General features: G+C 57.3%; 19 protein-coding genes. 14 read left to right on the top strand and 5 right to left on the bottom strand.

All coding sequences use genetic code 11. The features are described 5' to 3' along the window. Window positions 1–24 precede the first annotated feature (24 nt). Both SCD_RS03665 and SCD_RS03660 read right to left on the bottom strand, forming a co-directional pair. Window positions 25–3,348 (bottom strand): UvrD-helicase domain-containing protein, encoded by a 3,324-nt coding sequence (locus tag SCD_RS03665; RefSeq protein ID WP_009206474.1) that lies wholly within the window; start codon window positions 3,346–3,348, stop codon window positions 25–27. Further along, entirely contained in the window at window positions 3,335–6,115 is a 2,781-nt protein-coding gene (locus SCD_RS03660; RefSeq protein ID WP_009206475.1) for a PD-(D/E)XK nuclease family protein, read from the bottom strand. Before SCD_RS03660 ends, SCD_RS03665 begins: the two co-directional genes overlap by 14 nt. Window positions 6,116–6,385: 270 nt before the next feature. Here SCD_RS03660 and trxA point away from each other — a divergent pair, with 270 nt between their 5' ends. The 5 genes from trxA (at window position 6,386) to SCD_RS03635 (ending at window position 11,617) form a co-directional block, all read left to right on the top strand. Beyond that, window positions 6,386–6,712 (top strand): thioredoxin TrxA, encoded by a 327-nt coding sequence (trxA, locus tag SCD_RS03655; protein ID WP_009206476.1) that lies wholly within the window; start codon window positions 6,386–6,388, stop codon window positions 6,710–6,712. A gap of 138 nt (window positions 6,713–6,850) precedes the next feature. Further along, window positions 6,851–8,107, top strand: coding sequence for a transcription termination factor Rho (gene rho, locus SCD_RS03650; RefSeq protein ID WP_009206477.1), 1,257 nt, complete (start codon window positions 6,851–6,853; stop codon window positions 8,105–8,107). 96 nt (window positions 8,108–8,203) lie between these two features. Next, window positions 8,204–8,407 (top strand): 50S ribosomal protein L31, encoded by a 204-nt coding sequence (gene rpmE / locus SCD_RS03645; protein ID WP_009206478.1) that lies wholly within the window; start codon window positions 8,204–8,206, stop codon window positions 8,405–8,407. 79 nt (window positions 8,408–8,486) lie between these two features. Beyond that, window positions 8,487–9,938, top strand: coding sequence for a M48 family metalloprotease (locus tag SCD_RS03640; protein WP_009206479.1), 1,452 nt, complete (start codon window positions 8,487–8,489; stop codon window positions 9,936–9,938). 23 nt (window positions 9,939–9,961) lie between these two features. After that, on the top strand, window positions 9,962–11,617 hold the full coding sequence (locus SCD_RS03635) for an ArnT family glycosyltransferase (RefSeq protein ID WP_009206480.1): 1,656 nt from the start codon (window positions 9,962–9,964) through the stop codon (window positions 11,615–11,617). 10 nt (window positions 11,618–11,627) lie between these two features. On the opposite strand, the gene SCD_RS03630 is transcribed toward SCD_RS03635, so the two are convergent. Both SCD_RS03630 and SCD_RS03625 read right to left on the bottom strand, forming a co-directional pair. After that, window positions 11,628–12,578, bottom strand: coding sequence for a PA2778 family cysteine peptidase (locus SCD_RS03630; RefSeq protein WP_009206481.1), 951 nt, complete (start codon window positions 12,576–12,578; stop codon window positions 11,628–11,630). Between the two features lie 9 nt (window positions 12,579–12,587). Then, window positions 12,588–12,983: a PA2779 family protein gene (locus tag SCD_RS03625; protein WP_009206482.1), complete on the bottom strand. Its 396-nt coding sequence runs from the start codon at window positions 12,981–12,983 to the stop codon at window positions 12,588–12,590. A gap of 500 nt (window positions 12,984–13,483) precedes the next feature. Here SCD_RS03625 and SCD_RS16345 point away from each other — a divergent pair, with 500 nt between their 5' ends. The 3 genes from SCD_RS16345 to SCD_RS03615 all read left to right on the top strand — a co-directional run bounded on the left by SCD_RS16345 (window position 13,484) and on the right by SCD_RS03615 (window position 14,433). Continuing rightward, complete coding sequence (locus SCD_RS16345) at window positions 13,484–13,630, top strand: lmo0937 family membrane protein (protein WP_009206483.1); 147 nt, start codon at window positions 13,484–13,486, stop codon at window positions 13,628–13,630. 121 nt (window positions 13,631–13,751) lie between these two features. Next, window positions 13,752–13,967: a hypothetical protein gene (locus SCD_RS03620; protein ID WP_009206484.1), complete on the top strand. Its 216-nt coding sequence runs from the start codon at window positions 13,752–13,754 to the stop codon at window positions 13,965–13,967. A 166-nt stretch (window positions 13,968–14,133) separates the two neighbouring features. Then, window positions 14,134–14,433, top strand: coding sequence for a DUF883 family protein (locus tag SCD_RS03615; RefSeq protein WP_148290734.1), 300 nt, complete (start codon window positions 14,134–14,136; stop codon window positions 14,431–14,433). A gap of 213 nt (window positions 14,434–14,646) precedes the next feature. Here SCD_RS03615 and SCD_RS16520 read toward each other — a convergent pair whose 3' ends face one another. Next, window positions 14,647–14,817, bottom strand: a complete 171-nt coding sequence (locus SCD_RS16520) for a hypothetical protein (protein WP_009206486.1) — start codon at window positions 14,815–14,817, stop codon at window positions 14,647–14,649. 88 nt (window positions 14,818–14,905) lie between these two features. Here SCD_RS16520 and SCD_RS03605 point away from each other — a divergent pair, with 88 nt between their 5' ends. From SCD_RS03605 to SCD_RS03585, 6 genes are all read left to right on the top strand, one after another. Continuing rightward, window positions 14,906–15,370, top strand: a complete 465-nt coding sequence (locus tag SCD_RS03605) for a glycine zipper 2TM domain-containing protein (protein ID WP_021035769.1) — start codon at window positions 14,906–14,908, stop codon at window positions 15,368–15,370. A gap of 80 nt (window positions 15,371–15,450) precedes the next feature. After that, entirely contained in the window at window positions 15,451–16,134 is a 684-nt protein-coding gene (locus SCD_RS03600; RefSeq protein WP_041673308.1) for an OmpA family protein, read from the top strand. Between the two features lie 279 nt (window positions 16,135–16,413). Further along, window positions 16,414–16,728 (top strand): BON domain-containing protein, encoded by a 315-nt coding sequence (locus SCD_RS03595; protein WP_009206489.1) that lies wholly within the window; start codon window positions 16,414–16,416, stop codon window positions 16,726–16,728. A 173-nt stretch (window positions 16,729–16,901) separates the two neighbouring features. Then, window positions 16,902–18,074 (top strand): AI-2E family transporter, encoded by a 1,173-nt coding sequence (locus SCD_RS03590; RefSeq protein ID WP_009206490.1) that lies wholly within the window; start codon window positions 16,902–16,904, stop codon window positions 18,072–18,074. Window positions 18,075–18,146: 72 nt separating this feature from the next. After that, window positions 18,147–18,302, top strand: a complete 156-nt coding sequence (locus tag SCD_RS16045) for a DUF3096 domain-containing protein (RefSeq protein ID WP_009206491.1) — start codon at window positions 18,147–18,149, stop codon at window positions 18,300–18,302. Window positions 18,303–18,433: 131 nt separating this feature from the next. Further along, on the top strand, window positions 18,434–19,177 hold the full coding sequence (locus SCD_RS03585) for a Crp/Fnr family transcriptional regulator (RefSeq protein WP_009206492.1): 744 nt from the start codon (window positions 18,434–18,436) through the stop codon (window positions 19,175–19,177). Window positions 19,178–19,417 lie beyond the last annotated feature (240 nt).

Here is a 19,417-nt window from a genome sequence, read left to right as displayed (position 1 = left end):
CTGATAACAAAGAGACTATTCCAGCTAATCGATTTCAAATAGCAAGCCATTCCCAAACACCAACACCGCCCTCACCCTCTTGGGCGCAAACACCCCCTCCATAGCAATCCGATATTCCCTCATCACCCCCAGATAAGGCGCGGCGCAAACCGCCAGATTACCTTCCTCCACCTTCTCGGCGGCCTTGAAATCCAGTATCCAGACACTGTCCTCGAATTCAACCAACCGGTCGAGCCGACGGCTCTCCCCTGACGCGGTGCGATAGGGCACTTCCTTCCAGGCGTTCACATAGCATGCGGGGTCGAAGAAGCGCTGCAAATGGGGGGCTTGGGTAAGATGCAGGGCCTCCTGCCAGAGCGAATCGAACTCCGCATCGTCCACTTCCAGCCGGTCTTTCAGCCACGCCCGGTCGAGCACCGGCGCGGGCGGCGCGATCCTTTCCAGCAGCGCGTGCAACCGGATGCCGTGGCGCTGCGCTTCAGTCTGGCGCTGGCTGATGCGCTTGCCGGTGGGGATGATTGCGCGGGGCAAGGCATCGACCGCCTTCTCCCCCTCTCCCCTGCCCCTCTCCCGCGAGGGGAGAGGGGTGCCATTGGCGAGCGATTGTCCAATGATGAAAAGCCCCTCCCCCCCAGTGGGGGAGGGGTTGGGGAGAGGGGGCGTTGCCTGAACCGTGCGCAGCAACTTGCCATACCAGCTTTCCTCGGACTTGCGTGTGCTTTCGCTGCCGCTGACGATCAACGCCTGACGGGCACGGGTCATCGCGACATACAGCAGGTTCAGGTCTTCGCGCCGCTCCAACTGGGTTTCCGCATCGAACACGGGCTGCCACTGTGCGGCGCGCTCGCGTTTGCCAGCGTAGAGGAAGAAATACTGCGGGCGGGGGTTTTCCGGCGGCCAGTCGATCACTGCCCGGTAGCCACGCTCATTGCGGGGCGAAGCATGGGCGTCGAGCAGCCAGACGATGGGGGATTCCAGCCCTTTGGAACCGTGGATGGTGAGAATGCGCACGGCGTTGCCGGCATCGCCGACGATGCCTTCGTCCGGGGCCTCTTGCGCCGCCGCACGGCGCAGCTGCTGCAGTTCGTTGATGAATTTGGGCAGGCTGGGATAGCGGCCGCTGTCCACGGTCAGCGCCAGTTCCATGAAGGCGTGCAGGTTGGCCTGTACCGCGCCGCGCATCGCTTCCGGCACGGCGGCGTAGCGCGGCAGCAAGTCGCCCTCGAAATAGATGCGGTCGAGCAGGTCGTGTACCGGCAGGGTATCGGTGAGTGCGAGCCAGCTCTGCAGCAGGTCCGCTGCCCGCTGTAGGGTCGGGCCTGCCTCACCGCGCACGGCCAATGCCTGCAGGCGCGCCCACCAGGAACCGTCAGGCAATTTTGCCAATCGCATCAGGTCGTCGTCACTACAGCCAAACAGGGGCGAGCGCAGCGCCTGAGCGAGGCACAGGTCGGCAAAGGGCGTAATGAGAAAAGTCAGCAAGGCCGTCAGATCACTGCATTCCAGCGTTTCGAGCAAACCGCCCTGACGCGAGCTGACGTAAGGGATACCCGCCGTGCGCAGGGCGCGCTCGTAAATTTCCAGCCGGGTGCGGCTGCGTTTCAGCAACAGGATGTCGCGGAACTCCGCCGTTCTGCCTTCGCCATTTTCTGTAACGATCTGCCATGACCCGACCATGCTGCCGATTTTTTCCGCAAGTTGTTGGGCCTCCCGCTCGACGCGCTGGTCTTCCTCTTCTTCCAGCGCTTCGATCAGGGGGTCGCGCAAGGTCAGGACTGACGGTTGGGCTTCGGCGTGTTCTACTTGATCGCCTTGGGCCAGGGGCAGCACTTCCACCCGACCCGGGATTTCAGTGTGATGCGCTTCATGCAGTTCGAACCCACTGAATTCAGCCTCCTGCCCGAACAATCGGTTCACCGCCTCCAACACCGGCGGCGCGCTGCGACGGGAGACGTTCTGCTGCAGTCGCGCCGCGCCGTAGCCTTGTTCCAGAAAATCGGCGGCGATGCCGAACAACCGCGCATCGGCGCGACGAAAACGGTAGATTGCCTGCTTCGGGTCGCCCACCAGAAACACTGTCGGCGCGCTGCCCGCCCCCGTCGATGCATCGAGCCAGGAACGCATGATTTGCCATTGCAGCGGGTTGGTGTCCTGGAATTCATCGAGCAGGATATGGCGGTAGCGGCAGTCGAGCTTGTACTGCATGTATTCGGCATGATCGGAACGGTTGAGCAGTTCATGGACACGCCATTCCACGTCGGTAAAATCCACCGCCCGCCGTTCCTCCTTGAGGCGTTGGTAGGCGGCGAGCAGCCCAGCGCCGCAGCGCAAGGCAGCGCGGTTGAAGCGGTAAGCGGCTTGCGCGGCGAGTTGGTCTTTCGCTCCCAGCAAGCGCGCAGAAATCGTCCGGTGCAGATCCAGGAAGCGCGCTGCACCAGCCTCGCCCAGCCGCCCTGCCAGAGCCTTGGTGTATTCCCGTTTTCGGGGCTCGCCTTCGCCAGTAAGGAACACCAAACAGAATGACTCGAAATCACCTCCCGCCAAAGCAACGCGCAGCTTTGTGACATTTTTGAGATCGGTGGCAGTGCCGCGCTCCAGCATGCCGGCGAACTCCTCGGCATCGGCAGCCAAACGGCTATCGGCAAACAACTCGGCCAGCACATCACGGTCCGGTTCCACCTCCAGATCATGGCGCAATGCTTCAGCCGCAAAGACCGCGCCATCTTCCTCTCCCTGGGTATAAGCCCACCACTCGGCGCGTTTGGCGACAAAGTCGAGGAGCAGGCTGCGGGTGTTATGCAGGCCATGCTCGGTGAACAGAAAATCCAGCGCCTGGGCAGCTTCAGAATCAGGTTCGGATTGCAGTTCCTCGGCGAACAACTGCCAGGCTTCTTCCAGCAGCGTAGAAGTCTGGTCTAACAGCCCCCAGTCGCCGCCCGCGCCGCTGTTGAGCGGTGCGCGCTGAAGCAGTTGCAGAAACCAGCCATGAAAAGTGTTAATGGTGATACCCGGTTGGGCAGTGAGGAAGATTTCAAACAAATTACGGGCGCGGGGCAGCAGGGACTCGATTTCATGTTCCGGCACAGCGCGCTCGAGCAGGAAAGCTCGCACTTCCTCGTCCGGTGCCAGCGCCAGCAGGCGCAGCCAGTCGCGCAGGCGCGCCGCCATTTCCTGCGCTGCCTTGCGGGTGAAGGTTATCGCCAGAATTTCGGACGGCGCTGCCCCGGCCAACAGCAGGCGCACGATGCGCGACACCAGCAGCCAGGTCTTGCCGCTGCCGGCGCAGGCTTCAACCACTGCTGAACCAGCAGGATTCAGCGCAGCATGGTTGATCTCATTGCCCGTCATGATAATCCTTGCGGCACAGGCCGCTCATTTCGCAGTAAGCACACGCCTGTTCGCTACCTTGGGCGGGCAGCGACGCACCTTGATACAGAGCATTAAACAGCTCGCTCAAGCGCTGCCCGGTGGCTTTGCTCAACGCATAAATATCTTCCTGCTCCACTGTTTTAACACCCTCATCGTCCACCGGCACGAATGCCGCTTCGACCACCGACTCTTCCAGGAGCAGCGCATACACCGGGAGCTGCACGTCCTCACCCGGCGTTTCCAGTTTCTTTTGCAGGCCGGGGCGGCTCTGAGTCTTGTAATCCAGCACGGCGTAGGCGGCTTCACCATCGTCAGTCCGGGTATCGACGCGGTCGATCCGGCCCTTCAGGGTCAGGCTGCGCCCCCCTTCCAGTTCCAGTTCTCGCGTGCGCCACAGCTCACCGTCGTGCCAGCGCCAGCCTTCCTGCTCGCGCCCTGCCTGCCATTCGAGATAGGCAGGAATGCGCATATCCCAGCGCAACGCCCAGGCGCGGGCGAGGTAGTCCGACTCCAGCGCCTGGCGGAATTCTTCCCGACTGATGTCACGCAGGGCCAGTTCCATCTCGGCCCGGTCGCAGCCGCTGATGGCGGGATAGTGCTGGTGGAAATGGTGCAGGATGGCGTGGACGTGCTCGCCGTAATCCTTCTTTTCCAGCGCCTGCTGCACTTCGTCCAGTTCGTTCAGGTGCAGGGCGTGGCGGGCATAAAACTGGTAGGGGCAGGCCATCAGGCTGTTGTAACCGCTGGCCGAGAGGGCAACAGGAACCAGCTCGGGCGGCAATGTCGGGCGGGCCGTGGCGGGCAACGGAGGAAGAATATCAGCGGCCTCCCCAAGAATCTCAGCCGCCCTGCGCGGCAGATCCTCTCCATAGGCCAGTTGGTGGAAGACCTCCAGCCGATCTACCCACGGGCTTGCCAGATTGGGCTCGGCGTTCTTCCGCCCCTGCCAGGTAATGAGCAGGGTGCCGCAGTCCGCCAGCAGCGAGGTGAAGTCCTGCTCCATCTGGCGCAGATCCTGTTCGAAAGTCGGCAGCCCGAGTTGCGCCCGCACCGATTGGTTGAAGAAGGCACTTTCCTTGCCTCTTCCCGGAAAATGGGCGGCATCGCCGCCGGCCACGATCACGCCGTCGAAGCGGCGCAGGCGCGCGGCGCCAAGGTGGGTGAACACCACCGGGCTGGTGATGCCGGTATCGCGGAAGGTGGCGGCTTCGAGCTGGCTGTCGAGCCAGCGCCGCCATTCGCTCAGTGTAAATAGCCCCTGGTCCTGGCCCAATTCTTTTTGCAGACGCTCGAGCAGGCGCAGCAACTGCTCACCTGCCAAGTCCTGCGCCAGACCCTGGCGCAAACCCAGCACCTCCAGGCTTTCCAGCAGGCTGGCCAGCCATGCCGCCAGCCCGCGCTTGCGCGCGCCGAAACGGGCCTGTGCCTGGTCCAGCCGGGCCAGCAGTGTGAGCACGTCTTCCGCGCCTTCACGCTGAGCCAGGCCGCGATAATGGTGCAAGCCGGAAATCACGCTATGGCGCCGCACCAGTTGTTCCAGTCCGTAGACCGCATGCTTGCGCGCCCCGCCCTCCCAGTCGGCGAAAATCAGCGGGGATTTGAGCAAGTCGAGCAAATCGAGATGGTGGAAGCGGCTGGCCATGGCGTCGAGCCAGCGCATCACCACGGCGCTGGCGGCCACGGTGGAAAGCGTCCAGCCGGTTTCGTCCGCGACCAGGATCTGGCCGCGCTCCAGCAGGGCGCGAGCTCGACGTGCCACCAGCCGGTCCTGGGCGATCACCGCGATGGCGCTTTTGCCTGCCAGGAGCCACTCACGAATCTGGCTATCCACTGCCTGCGCTTCCTGCTCAAGACTATGAGCCTCGAGCAATTCAAGGCGACCGGACAGCGGGCTTGCCGGGCAACGCTGGCGGAATTCGGTGGCGCGCTCGCGCAAGTCGTAACAAGCGCCCTTCGCGTTTGCCCCCTCTTCCCTTGCGGGGGAGGGAGCATTGGACTTGTTCAGCACCTCCATAGGAGCAAGGGCGGCTTGCACCAACTGGCTCAAATCATCGGCTGGATCTTCTCCGCCGCAACCGTACAGGTGTACCCGCTGCCTTTCCCCATAACGGCGGAAAAAGTCCTGCTCCATCGGAGTCAGGCCGGACAAGCCGACGGCATACAAGGGTGAGGAAGCATTATCAGCCAAGCCGGCCAGTCGCAGATGGTAGGCGGTGACGCTATCGACACGGCCATCGCCGCTGAGGTTCATGGCATACCACAGCTCGTGCACCAGACGCGCCTCGAACTGCAGCGGTTCGCCGGCGCGGGTGCGGTAGGCCTGCTCCAGCAACGCGACGAATTCGGGATAGGAGGCCGGCAGGCCGGTTCCCTGCCGGGCCATATCGTCGAACAGGCTGAGCAGTTCCCGGCTGACATGCCACAAGTCGGCGTCAGCAAACCACTTCCTCTCGCGCAGGGCTTGGTAAAGCAGGGCAGCACGGCAGCTGTCGGGGAGAATTTCACGTCCGAGCACCGCGCCCTCCGCCCATTCGGTCAGGGTGATCATGCGCGGCAGAAGCAGGGAAGACGCTCCCGCCGACTCGCACAGCGCCTCGCCCATCAAATCGACAGCATGAAAATTCGGCAGCAAAATCACCAGGCCGGTCAGCCTGGGCAGTTGCTCCTGTTCCAGCGCGACGATATCCCGTGCAGCGATGCGCACCAGATTCAGGGCAGAAACAGTGTCAGCCGGAAATTTCCGCATATAATGAGTTGATAGTGTCCGGGAATACCGGGAACAGTGGGGAACAACCTGATTTTATCCCGAAACCGGGTGGCATAATCAACGCATTCGCCCAACAATTCCCCTTGCCGGATTTTTTTGGTTAGGATAAAGTTCAAAAAACCATTTCATACCCAGCCCATAAACCGGCAACACGTCTGTCACAATACAAAAGCAAACACCATCGTCTAACTGTCAGCGTTTTCACCATCTTTTCCGTTGATTCTCTATTTGAATTGGAGCCAGCACCTCATGAGCGAACATATCCATTACGTCACCGACGACACCTTCGAACCAGAAGTTCTGCAATCCCCGTTACCTGTACTGGTTGATTACTGGGCAGACTGGTGCGGCCCGTGCAAGATGATCGCTCCGATTCTTGACGAGATCGCACAGGAATACGCCGGACGCATCAAAGTCGCCAAACTCAATATCGACGAAAACCAGGCTACGCCACCAAAATTCGGTATTCGCGGCATTCCTACCCTGATGATTTTCAAGAATGGCAACATCGAAGCCACCAAAGTCGGCGCCCTGTCCAAGTCTCAACTGACCGCATTCATTGACAGCAATATTTAAAGCCGTTAACCTAGCGCCTGACTGCCCGTTCCTCGGGCTCAGGCGCAAGCTTCTTCCCGCCGCACCCTAAGAAATTCCAGATCCACCTTGCTCTACCTTTGATCCACCTTTTCTACAGATTCATCCTACCCTACCGCCATGCGCTTATCTGATTTAAAACACCTCCCCGTCACCGAACTGGTGGAAATGGCCATCACCAACGAAATCGAGGGTGCAAGCCGCCTGCGCAAGCAGGATTTGATTTTTGCCTTATTGAAGAATCAGGCCAAGAAAGGCGAAAGCATTTACGGCGAAGGCACGCTGGAAGTCCTGCCGGACGGTTTCGGCTTTCTCCGTTCTCCTGACACTTCCTATCTGGCCGGGCCGGACGACATTTATGTCAGCCCCTCGCAGATTCGCCGCTTCAACCTGCACACCGGCGATTCGATAGAGGGCGAGATCCGCACCCCTAAAGAGGGCGAGCGCTATTTCGCACTGGTCAAGGTGGATCAGGTCAACGGCGAACCGCCCGAGAACTCCAAGCACAAGATCCTGTTCGAGAACCTGACACCGCTGTTCCCGAATCAGCCAATGATTCTGGAACGCGATATCAAGGCGGAAGAGAATATTACCGGTCGAGTCATCGACATGGTCGCACCAATCGGCAAGGGCCAGCGCGGCCTGCTGGTGGCCTCACCTAAATCAGGCAAGACCGTGATGCTGCAACATATCGCCCACTCCATCGCGGCCAACCACCCGGAATGCTATCTGATCGTACTGCTGATCGATGAGCGCCCGGAAGAAGTGACGGAAATGCAACGCTCGGTGCGCGGCGAAGTGGTTTCCTCCACCTTCGACGAACCCGCTACACGCCATGTTCAGGTCGCCGAAATGGTGATGGAAAAAGCCAAGCGCCTGGTGGAACACAAAAAGGACGTAGTCATTCTGCTCGACTCGATCACTCGTTTGGCGCGTGCCTACAACACCGTGGTGCCGTCTTCCGGCAAGGTGCTTACCGGCGGCGTGGATGCCAATGCACTGCAGCGCCCCAAGCGTTTCTTCGGCGCGGCGCGCAACATCGAAGAAGGCGGCTCGCTGACCATCATCGCCACGGCGCTGGTGGATACCGGTTCGCGCATGGACGACGTGATCTACGAGGAATTCAAGGGTACCGGCAACATGGAGATCCACATGGATCGCAAGATGGCGGAAAAACGCCTGTATCCAGCGATCAACGTCAACCGCTCCGGCACGCGTAAGGAAGAGTTGCTGATCAAACCCGACATCCTGCAAAAAATCTGGGTGCTGCGTAAACTGCTCTACCCGATGGATGATCTGGAGGCAACGGAATTTCTGATCGACAAGATCAAGGCAACCAAGAACAACGCGGACTTTTTCGATTCGATGCGCCGGTAATAGCCGGACTTGATAAAGCCCATTTTTTAGAGGATAATCCCTCTTTTTCAAGAATTCGGCCCTAAAAAAAGCCGCCAGATTCCAAGGATTTAAGCCATGAAACCGGAAATTCACCCAGAATATAAAGAACTTGAAGTGACTTGCAGCTGCGGCGAGAAGTTCAAGACCCGCTCCACCATGAGCAAGCCGCTGGGCATTGAAGTCTGCTCGATGTGCCACCCGTTCTACACCGGCAAGCAGAAGACCATCGATACCGCCGGCCGCGTCGAGAAATTCCGCCAGAAATACGGCATGAAGTAAGCTTCGACGCTACGCAGCAACATAAAGGCAGCTTGAGGCTGCCTTTTTTGTTTTACCCTGCATGGTCTAATATAACGCCATGATACTTCCACGCGCTTTCAGATTAGTCACCGGTCTGCTCTGCCTGGGACTGCTCGCCAACTGTGCCGTCAATCCGGTTACAGGACGGCAGAATTTCGTCATGATGTCCGAAAGCGAGGAAGTCCGCACCGGCCAGAAGGGCGACGAGGAAGTCCGCAAGGAATATGGCGTTTACGACAACCCCACCCTGCAGCGCTACGTCAACGATGTCGGCCAGCGCCTCGCGCAGAAAAGCCACCGCGGCAACCTGGAGTACCACTTCACCGTGGTCGACAGCCCGGAAATCAATGCCTTCGCCCTGCCCGGCGGCTATATCTACATTACCCGCGGCATCATGGCCTATCTCAACTCCGAAGCCGAGCTCGCCGCCGTGCTGGGGCATGAAATCGGCCACGTTACCGCGCGCCACAGCGTGCAACAGTACAGCGCCTCGATGGCTGCCAGCATCGGCGTGGCGCTGGGCTCCATCCTGGTGCCGGAATTGCGTGGCGGCGCTCAGGACCTGTTCAGCCTGCTCGGCAACGCATTGCTTTCAGGTTACGGGCGCGATCACGAACTGGAAGCGGACCGCCTCGGCGCTGAATACCTGGCGCTCACCGGTTACGATCCACAGGCGATGGTAAAGGTAGTCGGCATCCTGAAAGACCAGGAACTGTTCGATGCCGAAATCGCCCGCGGAGAAGGCCGCGAACCAAGGCGCTATCACGGCCTGTTCGCCACCCATCCCGACAACGATACCCGGCTCAAGGAAGTGGTCGGCGAAGCAGATCGCCTGGCCCAGCCCAAAGCAGACAGCCGCCAGGCCATCTATCTGACCCAGATCAACGGACTGGTTTTCGGCGACAGCCCCAGCCAGGGCATCGTCCGCGACAACCGGTTCCTGCATGACGGCCTGGGATTCGGGCTGAATTTTCCGCCTGACTGGAAAGTTAAAAACAGCCTCGACAGGGTCGTCGCCCTCAGCCCGGAAAACGACGGGCAGATTGAATTGCTTCTGGCCGGCCCCGCACGCGGCACACCGGCAGATTTCTTGCGCCGCAATATCCGGCTGGATACCGGCAACGAACTGGATACCGCCCTGATCAACGGTCTGCCCGCCGCCACCATGAGTGGAGTTCGTCAGAACAAGCCGGTCAAGATCGGGGTGATTTTTTTCCGGGATCAGACCTTTATCCTATTCGCCACTGCAAAAACTCCGGCTGCCTATAATCAACATCGAACAGCCATATCGTCCGCGATCGGCAGTTTCCACGCCCTGCAGGATTCCGAACGTAAACTGGCGAAACCCAACCTCATCCATACCCGCACGGCAAAAAGAGGGGAAACCTTCGCCAGCCTGGCGCGCCAGTCCCCCCTCGGCAAGAATGCCGAAGGCTACCTGCGCCTGATGAATCACGCCTACCCCAGCGGTGAACCGCAGGCAGGGCAGCACCTTAAAACGGTTGAATAGCCGCCGACACTATCCGACATTCCATGAGCCAACCCACAAACCTGACCAACTCCAGCAGCCGTTCAACCTTCTTCCTGCTTGCCGCCCTCTGTCTTGCCTGGATACTGCCCGGCCTGATCGGCCATCAGCCCTGGAAACCGGATGAAGCCTACAGCTTCGGGCTGATTTACCATATTCTCCAAAGCGGCGACTGGATCGTACCGACCCTGGGTGGCGAGCCCTTCATGGAAAAACCGCCACTGTATTACATCACTGCGGCGCTATTCGGAAAAATATTCTCCTTCGCACTCCCCCTGCACGACGCAACGCGCCTGACCACCGGCTTTTTCATGGCGCTCGCGCTGCTGTTCACCGGGCTGGCTGGCAGAGAACTGTGGGGCAAGAGCCATGGCCGCCTCACCGTGCTCATCCTGATCGGCTGCCTGGGACTGCTGATCCGTGGCCATGAAATGATCACCGACACCGCCTTGCTGGCCGGTTTTGCCATGGCCATTTACGGCCTGGCGCTGAGTCGCAGGAGATTCGCACTGGCAGGTATCTGGCTCGGTACGGGAACCGGTATCGGCTTCATGTCCAAGGGCCTGATCGCTCCCGGAATCATTGGGTTGACGGCCTTGCTGTTGCCGCTCGTATTTCGCCACTGGCGCAATCGGGATTACATGCGCTACCTTGCAATAGCCTTTCTCGCCTCTCTGCCATGGCTGACCATTTGGCCGATCCTGCTGTATCTGCGCTCACCCGAACTGTTCAGGGAATGGTTCTGGATCAACAATCTGGGGCGATTCCTGGGATTTGCCAAACTCGGACCCAGCAGCGATCACATGCATTATTTCAAAATCCTGCCCTGGTTCGCCTGGCCCGCCCTGCCGATTGCGCTATGGACGTTGTGGCAGGGACGTCGCACCATCTTCAGGCAACCCGAGGCTCAGCTTACACTCACCACCTTCCTGGTGATGATGGGGGTGTTCAGCATGGCTTCCGACGCGCGCGAACTCTATGCCCTGCCGATGCTGCTGCCACTCTCGCTGCTCGCCGCACCCGGCGTCAACACCCTGCGCCGCGGTGCGGCCAGTGCGCTGAACTGGTTCAGTATCATGACCTTCGGCTTTATCGCCGGCGTGTTCTGGTTCTACTGGTTCGCCATGATCTCCGGACATCCTGCCAACCAGGCAGAGCGCTTACTAAGATTGCAGCCGGGTTACATCCCGACGATCGAACCGCTGCATTTTGCCATTGCGCTCATGGCCACCCTTGCCTGGCTGTTCATCGCTTTCTGGGCAAGATCCCTGCCCCGCAATCCGCGCGCGGTGCTCAACTCGGCGACCGGCATCACGCTGGTATGGGTAATCATGATGACGCTGGCACTGCCCTGGCTGGATGCCGGCAAAAGCTACCGTTCCATGATCACCTCCATGCAACAGGCGCTGCCCGCTCGCCACGCCTGCATTTCCAGCAGCAAGTTGGGCGAGCCGCAGCGCGCCATGCTGGAATACTACGCCGGCATCCTTACCAAACGTACGGAAACTCACCAAGGAATAAGGTGTGACCTACTGCTGGTGCAGGGCAGCGCCAACAACCCGGATGCGCCGCCCGGCCCGGAATGGACTGAAATCTGGGAAGGCAACCGACCCGGAGACAGGTCTGAGCGCTATTGGCTGTTCCAGCGCCATCCATCCTGAAACTCAGCGCCTACTTGCGCATCTTCTTTCTGATCTGATCCAGGGTATTTTTGGCAGCGTCCTGCTCCGGACCGCCCAGGAGGACGGCCTGATTTGCCAAAGCCAGCGCTTCGGGATAACGCTTTTGCTCGGCTAGCGTTTGGGCAAGGTTATTGTAGGCAATGGCGGACTTCGGATGATCCAGCGTTGCCTGCAGGTAGGCTTTTTCGGCGCGTTTCCAGTTGCCTTGGGCGTAGGCCGCATTGCCCAGGCCGATGCGGGCGGAAAGATTGCGCGGCCAGCGTTTGAGGGCGGCGTCATAGGCGGCTTCAGCGCTTTTCGGCGGGATGAATTTTTCCGCAGCCACTGCCGCAGAAACGTAAGCAGCTTCACTCGCGGTGCGCGGCATCCTGCCCGGCGGTAGCGCAAGCATGGCCCAGTAGCCGGCGCGTTCCCAGGTATGTTCGAATGTTGTAAAAGGCAGCACCTGCCGCCGCTCCAGGCCGGAGCGCAGAATGATTTCCTCGCGCTTGAGGTCGTACCCCACCACCACCGCGTAATGCCACACCGGATACCAGCTCAGCGCAACATTCTGCAACACGAGCACCGGCGAACCGGCCGCCACTTCCGTCAGCAAATCGTCCAGCTTAGGCGCAAGCTCATAGGCCAAAAAACCGTTGCGCCGCGTGGCAGCCAGCATTTCCACTTGCAGGCTGCCCGCGAGTCCCGGCAGATACACTTGCGGGGTCAGGTCCTGTGGGGTCATTTTTGCGCCACCGGCGTTAAGCGTCATGGCGAGTGACGCCGGACCGCACTGGTGGGTCTCCTGGGGATAGAAAGGCACCTTGCTGAGCTCCACCTGCTGCGGTAGTTGCCTGGAGTACGTCTTAAGCAAGGACTGCGTCTGCGGCGTAGCGCAGCCACCCAGCCAGATCAAAAAGAAAACGCCCGCAATCAGGCGGGCGCAGACTCGAAACAACATGGCTCGAATTTACTTGATCGAGCGCGTAAACGAAAACACTTTGGTATAGCCCAGAATGTCCGTCACCAGCAGGATCACGAAAATAGTGAACAATATCCCGATAATATCGCCACCGGCGGGCATCTGGTCCAGCTTGCCCGCAACCTTCTGCACCTCTGCGTCGGTCAGTGCATCCACACGCGCTTTAGCGGTGTTGACATCAACTCCCTGAGTCTGCAATTCCTTACGCACATCGTCACGATCAAGGAAGGAATGAATACGCTCGCGCTCGGATTGTGACTGGGCGGACACGGCCACCTTGTCCGTTCCCACCAGCCCGGCGTGGGACGATTGAAGCGGCAAGCCAAGACCCAAAACGCTGGCGATCAGCAAGCGGCTGGTTACGCGCTTGAAACGTGAATTCATAATTTTTTCTCCAGTTAAATTTTGGGTGAAACTAACCAGCATATGTTACACAAAACCATTTTTCCCTATGGTTACCCTTTGTTAATCTTCAGCAAAGTCCATATATTTAACATTTTCATGGCCATTTCTTTAAGTGGTTGGCGACAAATCAATCTCAGTTGGTCGACTTTATAAAAGGTGTAGTCCTCTACTGCGGCTCAAGGCGCTCATCCCATCCGGTGAGCACCGAACATCGCTGGGGCACCGCGATGATGATTGAAAAGCCTGCCATACTAGCGCTTCCCTGATGCCTCTTGGGAACGCGCCGCCAAACCTCTTCCGGCAGACAAAATAACTCACCCACACAACGACAAGCATCACCAAGCAACGGAAAAGAATCTGCTCGATAAGTGCGCTAGCGTACAGAGTAATTTTTCAAATCAGGAGATCATTGTTAAACAATCTATGACGCTCGTAGATACAAAGACAATATCTGCCCGTCTTACTGAGGAGTAACGAAAATGCTCGGAACTATTGCGTTTATCCTGATCATCCTGTGGCTGCTGGGTTTGGTCTCCTCCTACACCATGGGCGGATTCATACACATTCTCCTGGTCATCGCGATCGTGGTGATATTGCTGCGTGTAATTCAAGGTCGACGCCTGTGACGACCCTGTAAATTTTCCATGCAGCGAGGGGCCGGATAAAGCGATCCGGTTATTCACAGTTTCTGTTTTACCCGGCCTCCCCGCCGCCCATACAAATGTATCTCTTCAGGAGCAAATCAAGATGGACTCAATCAAGATGTTGGCAATCGTGCTGCTCGTAGCCGGCGGATTAGCGTTAGCTTATGGTGGCTTCACTTATACCAAGGAAACGCATCAGGCCAAGTTGGGTCCGATAGAGCTGTCTGTCAAGGACACGGAGACAGTAAACATCCCAATCTGGGCTGGCGTGGGAGCGATGGTTGCAGGGGTGTTCCTGCTCATTACTGCGCGCAAGTAGAATCAGCGCCCCCTGAGTGGCGAGATGGTTTTTTCCTCAGGAATTCAAGAATAATTCACCAACTTCAGGAAGCCGCAGAACTGATTTATACATTTAGCGGTTAATCCATAATTTAAAACGATAGGAGTCTATTATGAAAACGATAAAACCAGCCCCTGGGGACAGCATGGAAAAATTATCTAATGATGTCATCGCCGATTTAAAGGTGGTGGTGACAGATACGGAAGCCCTGCTGAAAGCGACAGCCAACCAAGGTGGTGAAAAGCTGGCCGAAGTGCGCGCCAAGGCGGAAGAATCCCTCGGGGTTGTGAAAGCCAGGATGGCGGAGGCGCATACGGCTTTGGTCATCAAAACCAAAGAGGCCGCCAAGGCCACCGACGTTTATGTTCACGAAAATCCATGGCAAGCCGCTGGCATCGCCGCCGGCGTCGGCTTGGTAATCGGCTTGCTCATCGGCCGCCGCTAGTCGCTTCATCATGGCCGAAAAAACACCCGGCGAAAGCAAGGGTCTGCTCGAGTCGCTTGCGACTCTTGCTGCTCCACCGAATGGTGTCGATTGCAGACTGCGATCTGGGATATATGGGTAATTAATGCCTGGGTGTAACGCAGCAACAAATGTTGCAAAGCGCAGGAACGGCGCCCCCCGCCACGATTGAAGCCTCCTACAGCAATTGAGATCTTAGCCGACAGGATAGCCCGCGCACCGCACCATGGCCAGATTGAGCATGGTTTCACCGCCCGTGCTGAGGGCGACACCGATCACGCCCTCGTTGCCGACCCCGGCGAATTCGGCTGATGCGCCATCCTCCATAATGACGACGATTTGGGACTGGTTGCCAAAATACAGCATGGGACATACTCTGAATTATGTGCGCTACCGCACGGAAGGTATTTTATTTTAAGACTAACCTGCCATCATCAATCCAGGAGGTCTTATTATGAAAACGCCCAAAATAGTTATCGCAACTTTTCTCACTGTAGCGGCCCTGATGAGCGGTTGCGCGAGTACCGATACTCGTCCCATGTCTTCTTCGTCATCCTCGTCATCCTATTCCCGCGCTTCTTATGGCGTGATTGACGCGATTGAAATCACTCGCGAGAGCGACGGCGGAATAGGCGGTAGCGGGATAGGTGCTGGCGCTGTCATTGGCGGCGTCGTAGGCGGCGTACTCGGACATCAAGTCGGTGGCGGCACAGGCAAGGACCTCGCGACCGTGGCCGGTGTGGTGGGTGGGGCCATGGCAGGCCACCAGATCGAAAAGAGTAATAAACCGCAAGATGCCTACCTTATACGGGTACGGCTTGACAACGGTGGGGTTCAAACCGTGGCACAGCCAAGCATTAGCGACTTGCGTGTTGGGGATCGTGTCCGTATCGAGAACGACCACGTATCTCGTTACTGATTTATTAATGGCATTGCCGGCGGCCTGCTGTGCGCCGGATTTATAGCTGCAAACTACTCATAATTAATAAAAGGGAAAACATGAAAACTTCACGACTCGTACTAAATCTGCTTGTATTGGCTTCTTTAACCTCAGTGGGCATCGCTTCAGCACACGAAGTCGCCAAGGAAGGTTATCTGCTCGATACCCGCGGCAATGTGGTCAAGAACAACTACAACGAATGCTGGAGAACCGGCTACTGGACACCGGCCATGGCGATTGAGGAATGCGATCCGGACCTGGTGAAGAAGGCTAAGCCAAAAATGGCAGAAGCCAAGGCACCCGCTGCCGTTCCTGTCGCCGGCCCGGAAAAAGCGGCTTTCACCCCCATCACCCTGCAAGCAGAAACGCTGTTTGACTTTGATAAATCAGTTATTCACGCTAGTGGCAAGAAACAGCTGGATGATCAAGTTGTCAGCAAGATGAAGGAATATCCGCAAGTGGAAGTGATACTGGTGACTGGCCACACTGACCGGATCGGCACCGATGCCTACAATCAGAAACTATCCCAACGGCGTGCAGATGCTGTGAAGGCTTACCTGGTTGCCCAAGGCGTTGAAGCCAATCGCATTGAAACCGCTGCCAAAGGCGAATCCGAGCCGGTTGTTTCCTGCGATGACGTGAAAGGCAAAGTCAGCGGCAAGAACAAGAAGTTGGTTGAATGCCTGCAGCCCAATCGCCGTGTGATGGTAGAAGTAACGGTTCAGAAGCCGACTCAAAAGTAAGCATCGGTTTCCCAACCTGTTCACCCACAAATAAGGGCCAACCATTAATCTTTGGTTGGCCTTTTGTTTTAAGGAAGCTCTGGTTAAGCCAATAAGCGCAGAAAACCTACTTGGAGACTGCCTGACTTATGTGCGACACCGCACAGACGGCTCCCGGCTTCAGGAGCATCATTAAACTGCTTGAATGAGATTGATAGGCCCACAGGCAGCTGCAGATAGCCCTTCGATCACAAGTAACTTTTGAGTTTTATTTTCGTATTTTTTTGGGAGAATTTAATCATGAAACAACTTAGCAAATTTCTTTCCGCATTTTTCCTGGCCATTGCGTTGGTGTCCGTCGTGGGTTGCGCATCCACATCGCAGAAGGAAGGGACTGGCGAGTACATCGACGACAGCGTCATCACCACCAAGGTGAAGGCTGCCATATTCAATGAGCCATCTTTGAAATCCGCTGAAATCAATGTTGAGACTTTCAAAGGCGTGGTTCAATTGAGCGGCTTCGTGAGTTCGCAGACCGCAGCGAGCAAGGCAGTCGAGGTGGCACGCAGCATCAAGGGCGTAACGTCGGTCAAAAACGACATGCGGGTCAAGTAAGTAAAGACTTCCCACGGGCCACTCCGGGCCTCACATCCGGGAGTAGCACGCGGGGACTTGTTTTCCCATTTCTTCAGTAATCCCCTTGTAGATACGGATTCAGCCGTACATGTCAGGCTAAAGCCTGAACAACTACGAATGCACATTCCTTCAATTCAAACTAATTGGCATATATGGACGCATCGGAAGATCTGGCAGGCAATCAAGAGCCCGCAGCGCAGGTCTCTGTGACTGCCCATCCCTTAACCGTTTACGTTCCTGTGGATGCGCGCGGTGTGGCGCTGGGCATACTGGCGACAGTCGCGCTGGTGTTCGCGCTGGACTGGATGCAGAAGTTTTTTGTTTCCCTGTTGCTCGGAATTTTCCTGGCTTATACCCTGAATCCCCTCGTTGTATGGTTGGAACGGATCAAGATCCAGCGCGTTCTGGGTACAACCATGGTGATGGTAGCCGTTGTGTGCGCGCTCGTGCTTGGCACCTACTCGTTGCGTGGGCAGATGCAGTCGATAGTCGCACAACTGCCCGAAGCCGCTAGCAAGCTGTCTGCAGGGTTCACCAGCATGCGGGACGACCCGAGCGGGAACATGAAAAAAATGCAAACCGCCGTGGGCGCAGTGGAAAAGGCGACCAGCCAGATTGCCGGCATTCCTCCAGGCCCCAAGCAGCGTACGACTCACGTCGTCATCGAAACACCCGGATTCAAGCTTGGCAATTTCATGTGGGCTGGCTCCATGGGTGCCCTGGGTTTCATTGCCCAGGCGATCATGGTGATCTTTTTGGCCTTCTTTCTCCTGGCGGGCGGCGACACCTTCAAGCGCAAGCTGGTACGACTCGCGGGGCCGACGTTATCGAGGAAGAAAATCACGATTAACATCCTTAACGACATCAACGATTCCATCCAGAAATATCTGTTCATGCTGCTGATGACTAATCTGCTTTTAGGATTGCTAACCTGGATCGCGTTCCGCTGGATCGGCCTGGAAAACGCGGGGGCGTGGGCCGTCGCTGCGGGCTTGCTGCATGTCATCCCTTATGTCGGTCCGATATTCACTGCAGCCGCTACCGGGATGGCCGCTTTCATGCAGTTTGACTCGCTTTCGATGGCGCTGTTGGTCTCGGGGGCATCATTAGCGATTGCCACGATCATCGGCACCTTGGTTACCACCTGGATGACCGGGAAAATCGCCAAAATGAATGCAGCGGCTGTATTTATCTCGCTGCTGTTCTGGGCATGGCTGTGGGGGGTGTGGGGCATGCTGCTCGGCATTCCAATCATTGTCATCCTGAAAGTGGTGTCCCAGCATGTGGAACAATTGCAGCCTGTGGCAGAGTTGCTGGGAGAATAGCAACTGTATGAAAAGTTTACGCAGAAATAGAAGTTGAGAATAATGGCACTACCCTCAAGCAAGGAGATAAACATGAACATGACTTTAAACCTCGCCCCACTGGTTTCGCTGATTGCCGGCGTACTCATTCTGATGGCGCCGCGTCTGCTGAACTACATCGTCGCAATCTATCTGATTATTATCGGATTGATCGGGCTGTTTGGCGGGAGCGGTTTTCATATCCGGTGAGTGGGCGCCGATCCTGGGCACGGGAGAATCCTTTGGTTATGCACCATGAGCGGTAATCCGCCGAAGGTGCAAAGCGTGTATGCTGTTCGCGTGTTGCTCATGCCGATTGGGCGATTACTCGGAAACCGCGTATGGAAACCTCGCAGAACCCCAATCTAAATCATCTTCTCGCCGCCTTGCCCACGGCTGAATTCGAGCACATCGCTCCCCAGCTGGAACTGGTCGCGATGCCACTGGGCGATGTTCTTTGTGAATCCGGCGGCCAGTTGCAGCACGTCTATTTCCCGACGACCGCAATCGTGTCCCTGCACTACGTCATGGAAAACGGCGCATCGTCCGAAATCGCGGGGGTGGGCAATGAGGGCGTCCTCGGAATTTCACTCTTCATGGGTGGCAATACCACGCCCAGCCGGGCCATCGTTCAGACCGGTGGTTATGGCTACCGTCTCAAGGCGCGCGTGCTGATGGAGGAATTCAATCGCGCTGGGCCGATGATGCATCTGATGCTGCGTTACACCCAGGCATTGATTACCCAGATATCCCAGACTGCGGTCTGCAATCGGCATCATTCGGTGGAGCAGCAACTGTGTCGCTGGCTGCTGCTGACCCTTGATCGATTGCCCTCGAACGAATTGACCATGACGCAGGAACTGATTGCCAGCATGCTCGGCGTGCGCCGCGAAGGCATCACGGAAACCGCCGGGAATTTGCAGCGCACGGGTTTGATTAGTTACCGCCGGGGTCACATCACCGTGCTTGATCGGTCGGGGCTGGAGTCCCACACTTGTGAATGCTACAACGTAGTCAAGAAAGAATTCCATCGCCTGCTGTGCGATGGTCGTAATCGCCAAGATCCCTCAGCTAGTCACGATTAATCCTCAGGTCCTGCTGCAAGCTTTGCTTTAAATCTTCGTGTTATGTGTGCTAACGCACGGAGACCAACTGGATTAATCGTTATGCTGGAATGAAGCTGCTAAAAGTCCATTTCAGGGACCCATGGCCACAGGCAAAAACAGATTATTTTTTAGCGGTATTGTGGATATAAGCAGATGAGGCGCTGATCGCAGCTTCAACCGCACGAGCCAGTAGTTTATTTTGCGATTTAATAAAGGTCA

This window comes from Sulfuricella denitrificans skB26 (genome assembly GCF_000297055.2).
In the GTDB taxonomy this organism is placed as follows: domain Bacteria; phylum Pseudomonadota; class Gammaproteobacteria; order Burkholderiales; family Sulfuricellaceae; genus Sulfuricella; species Sulfuricella denitrificans.
This window is presented reverse-complemented; position numbering and strand designations above follow the sequence as displayed.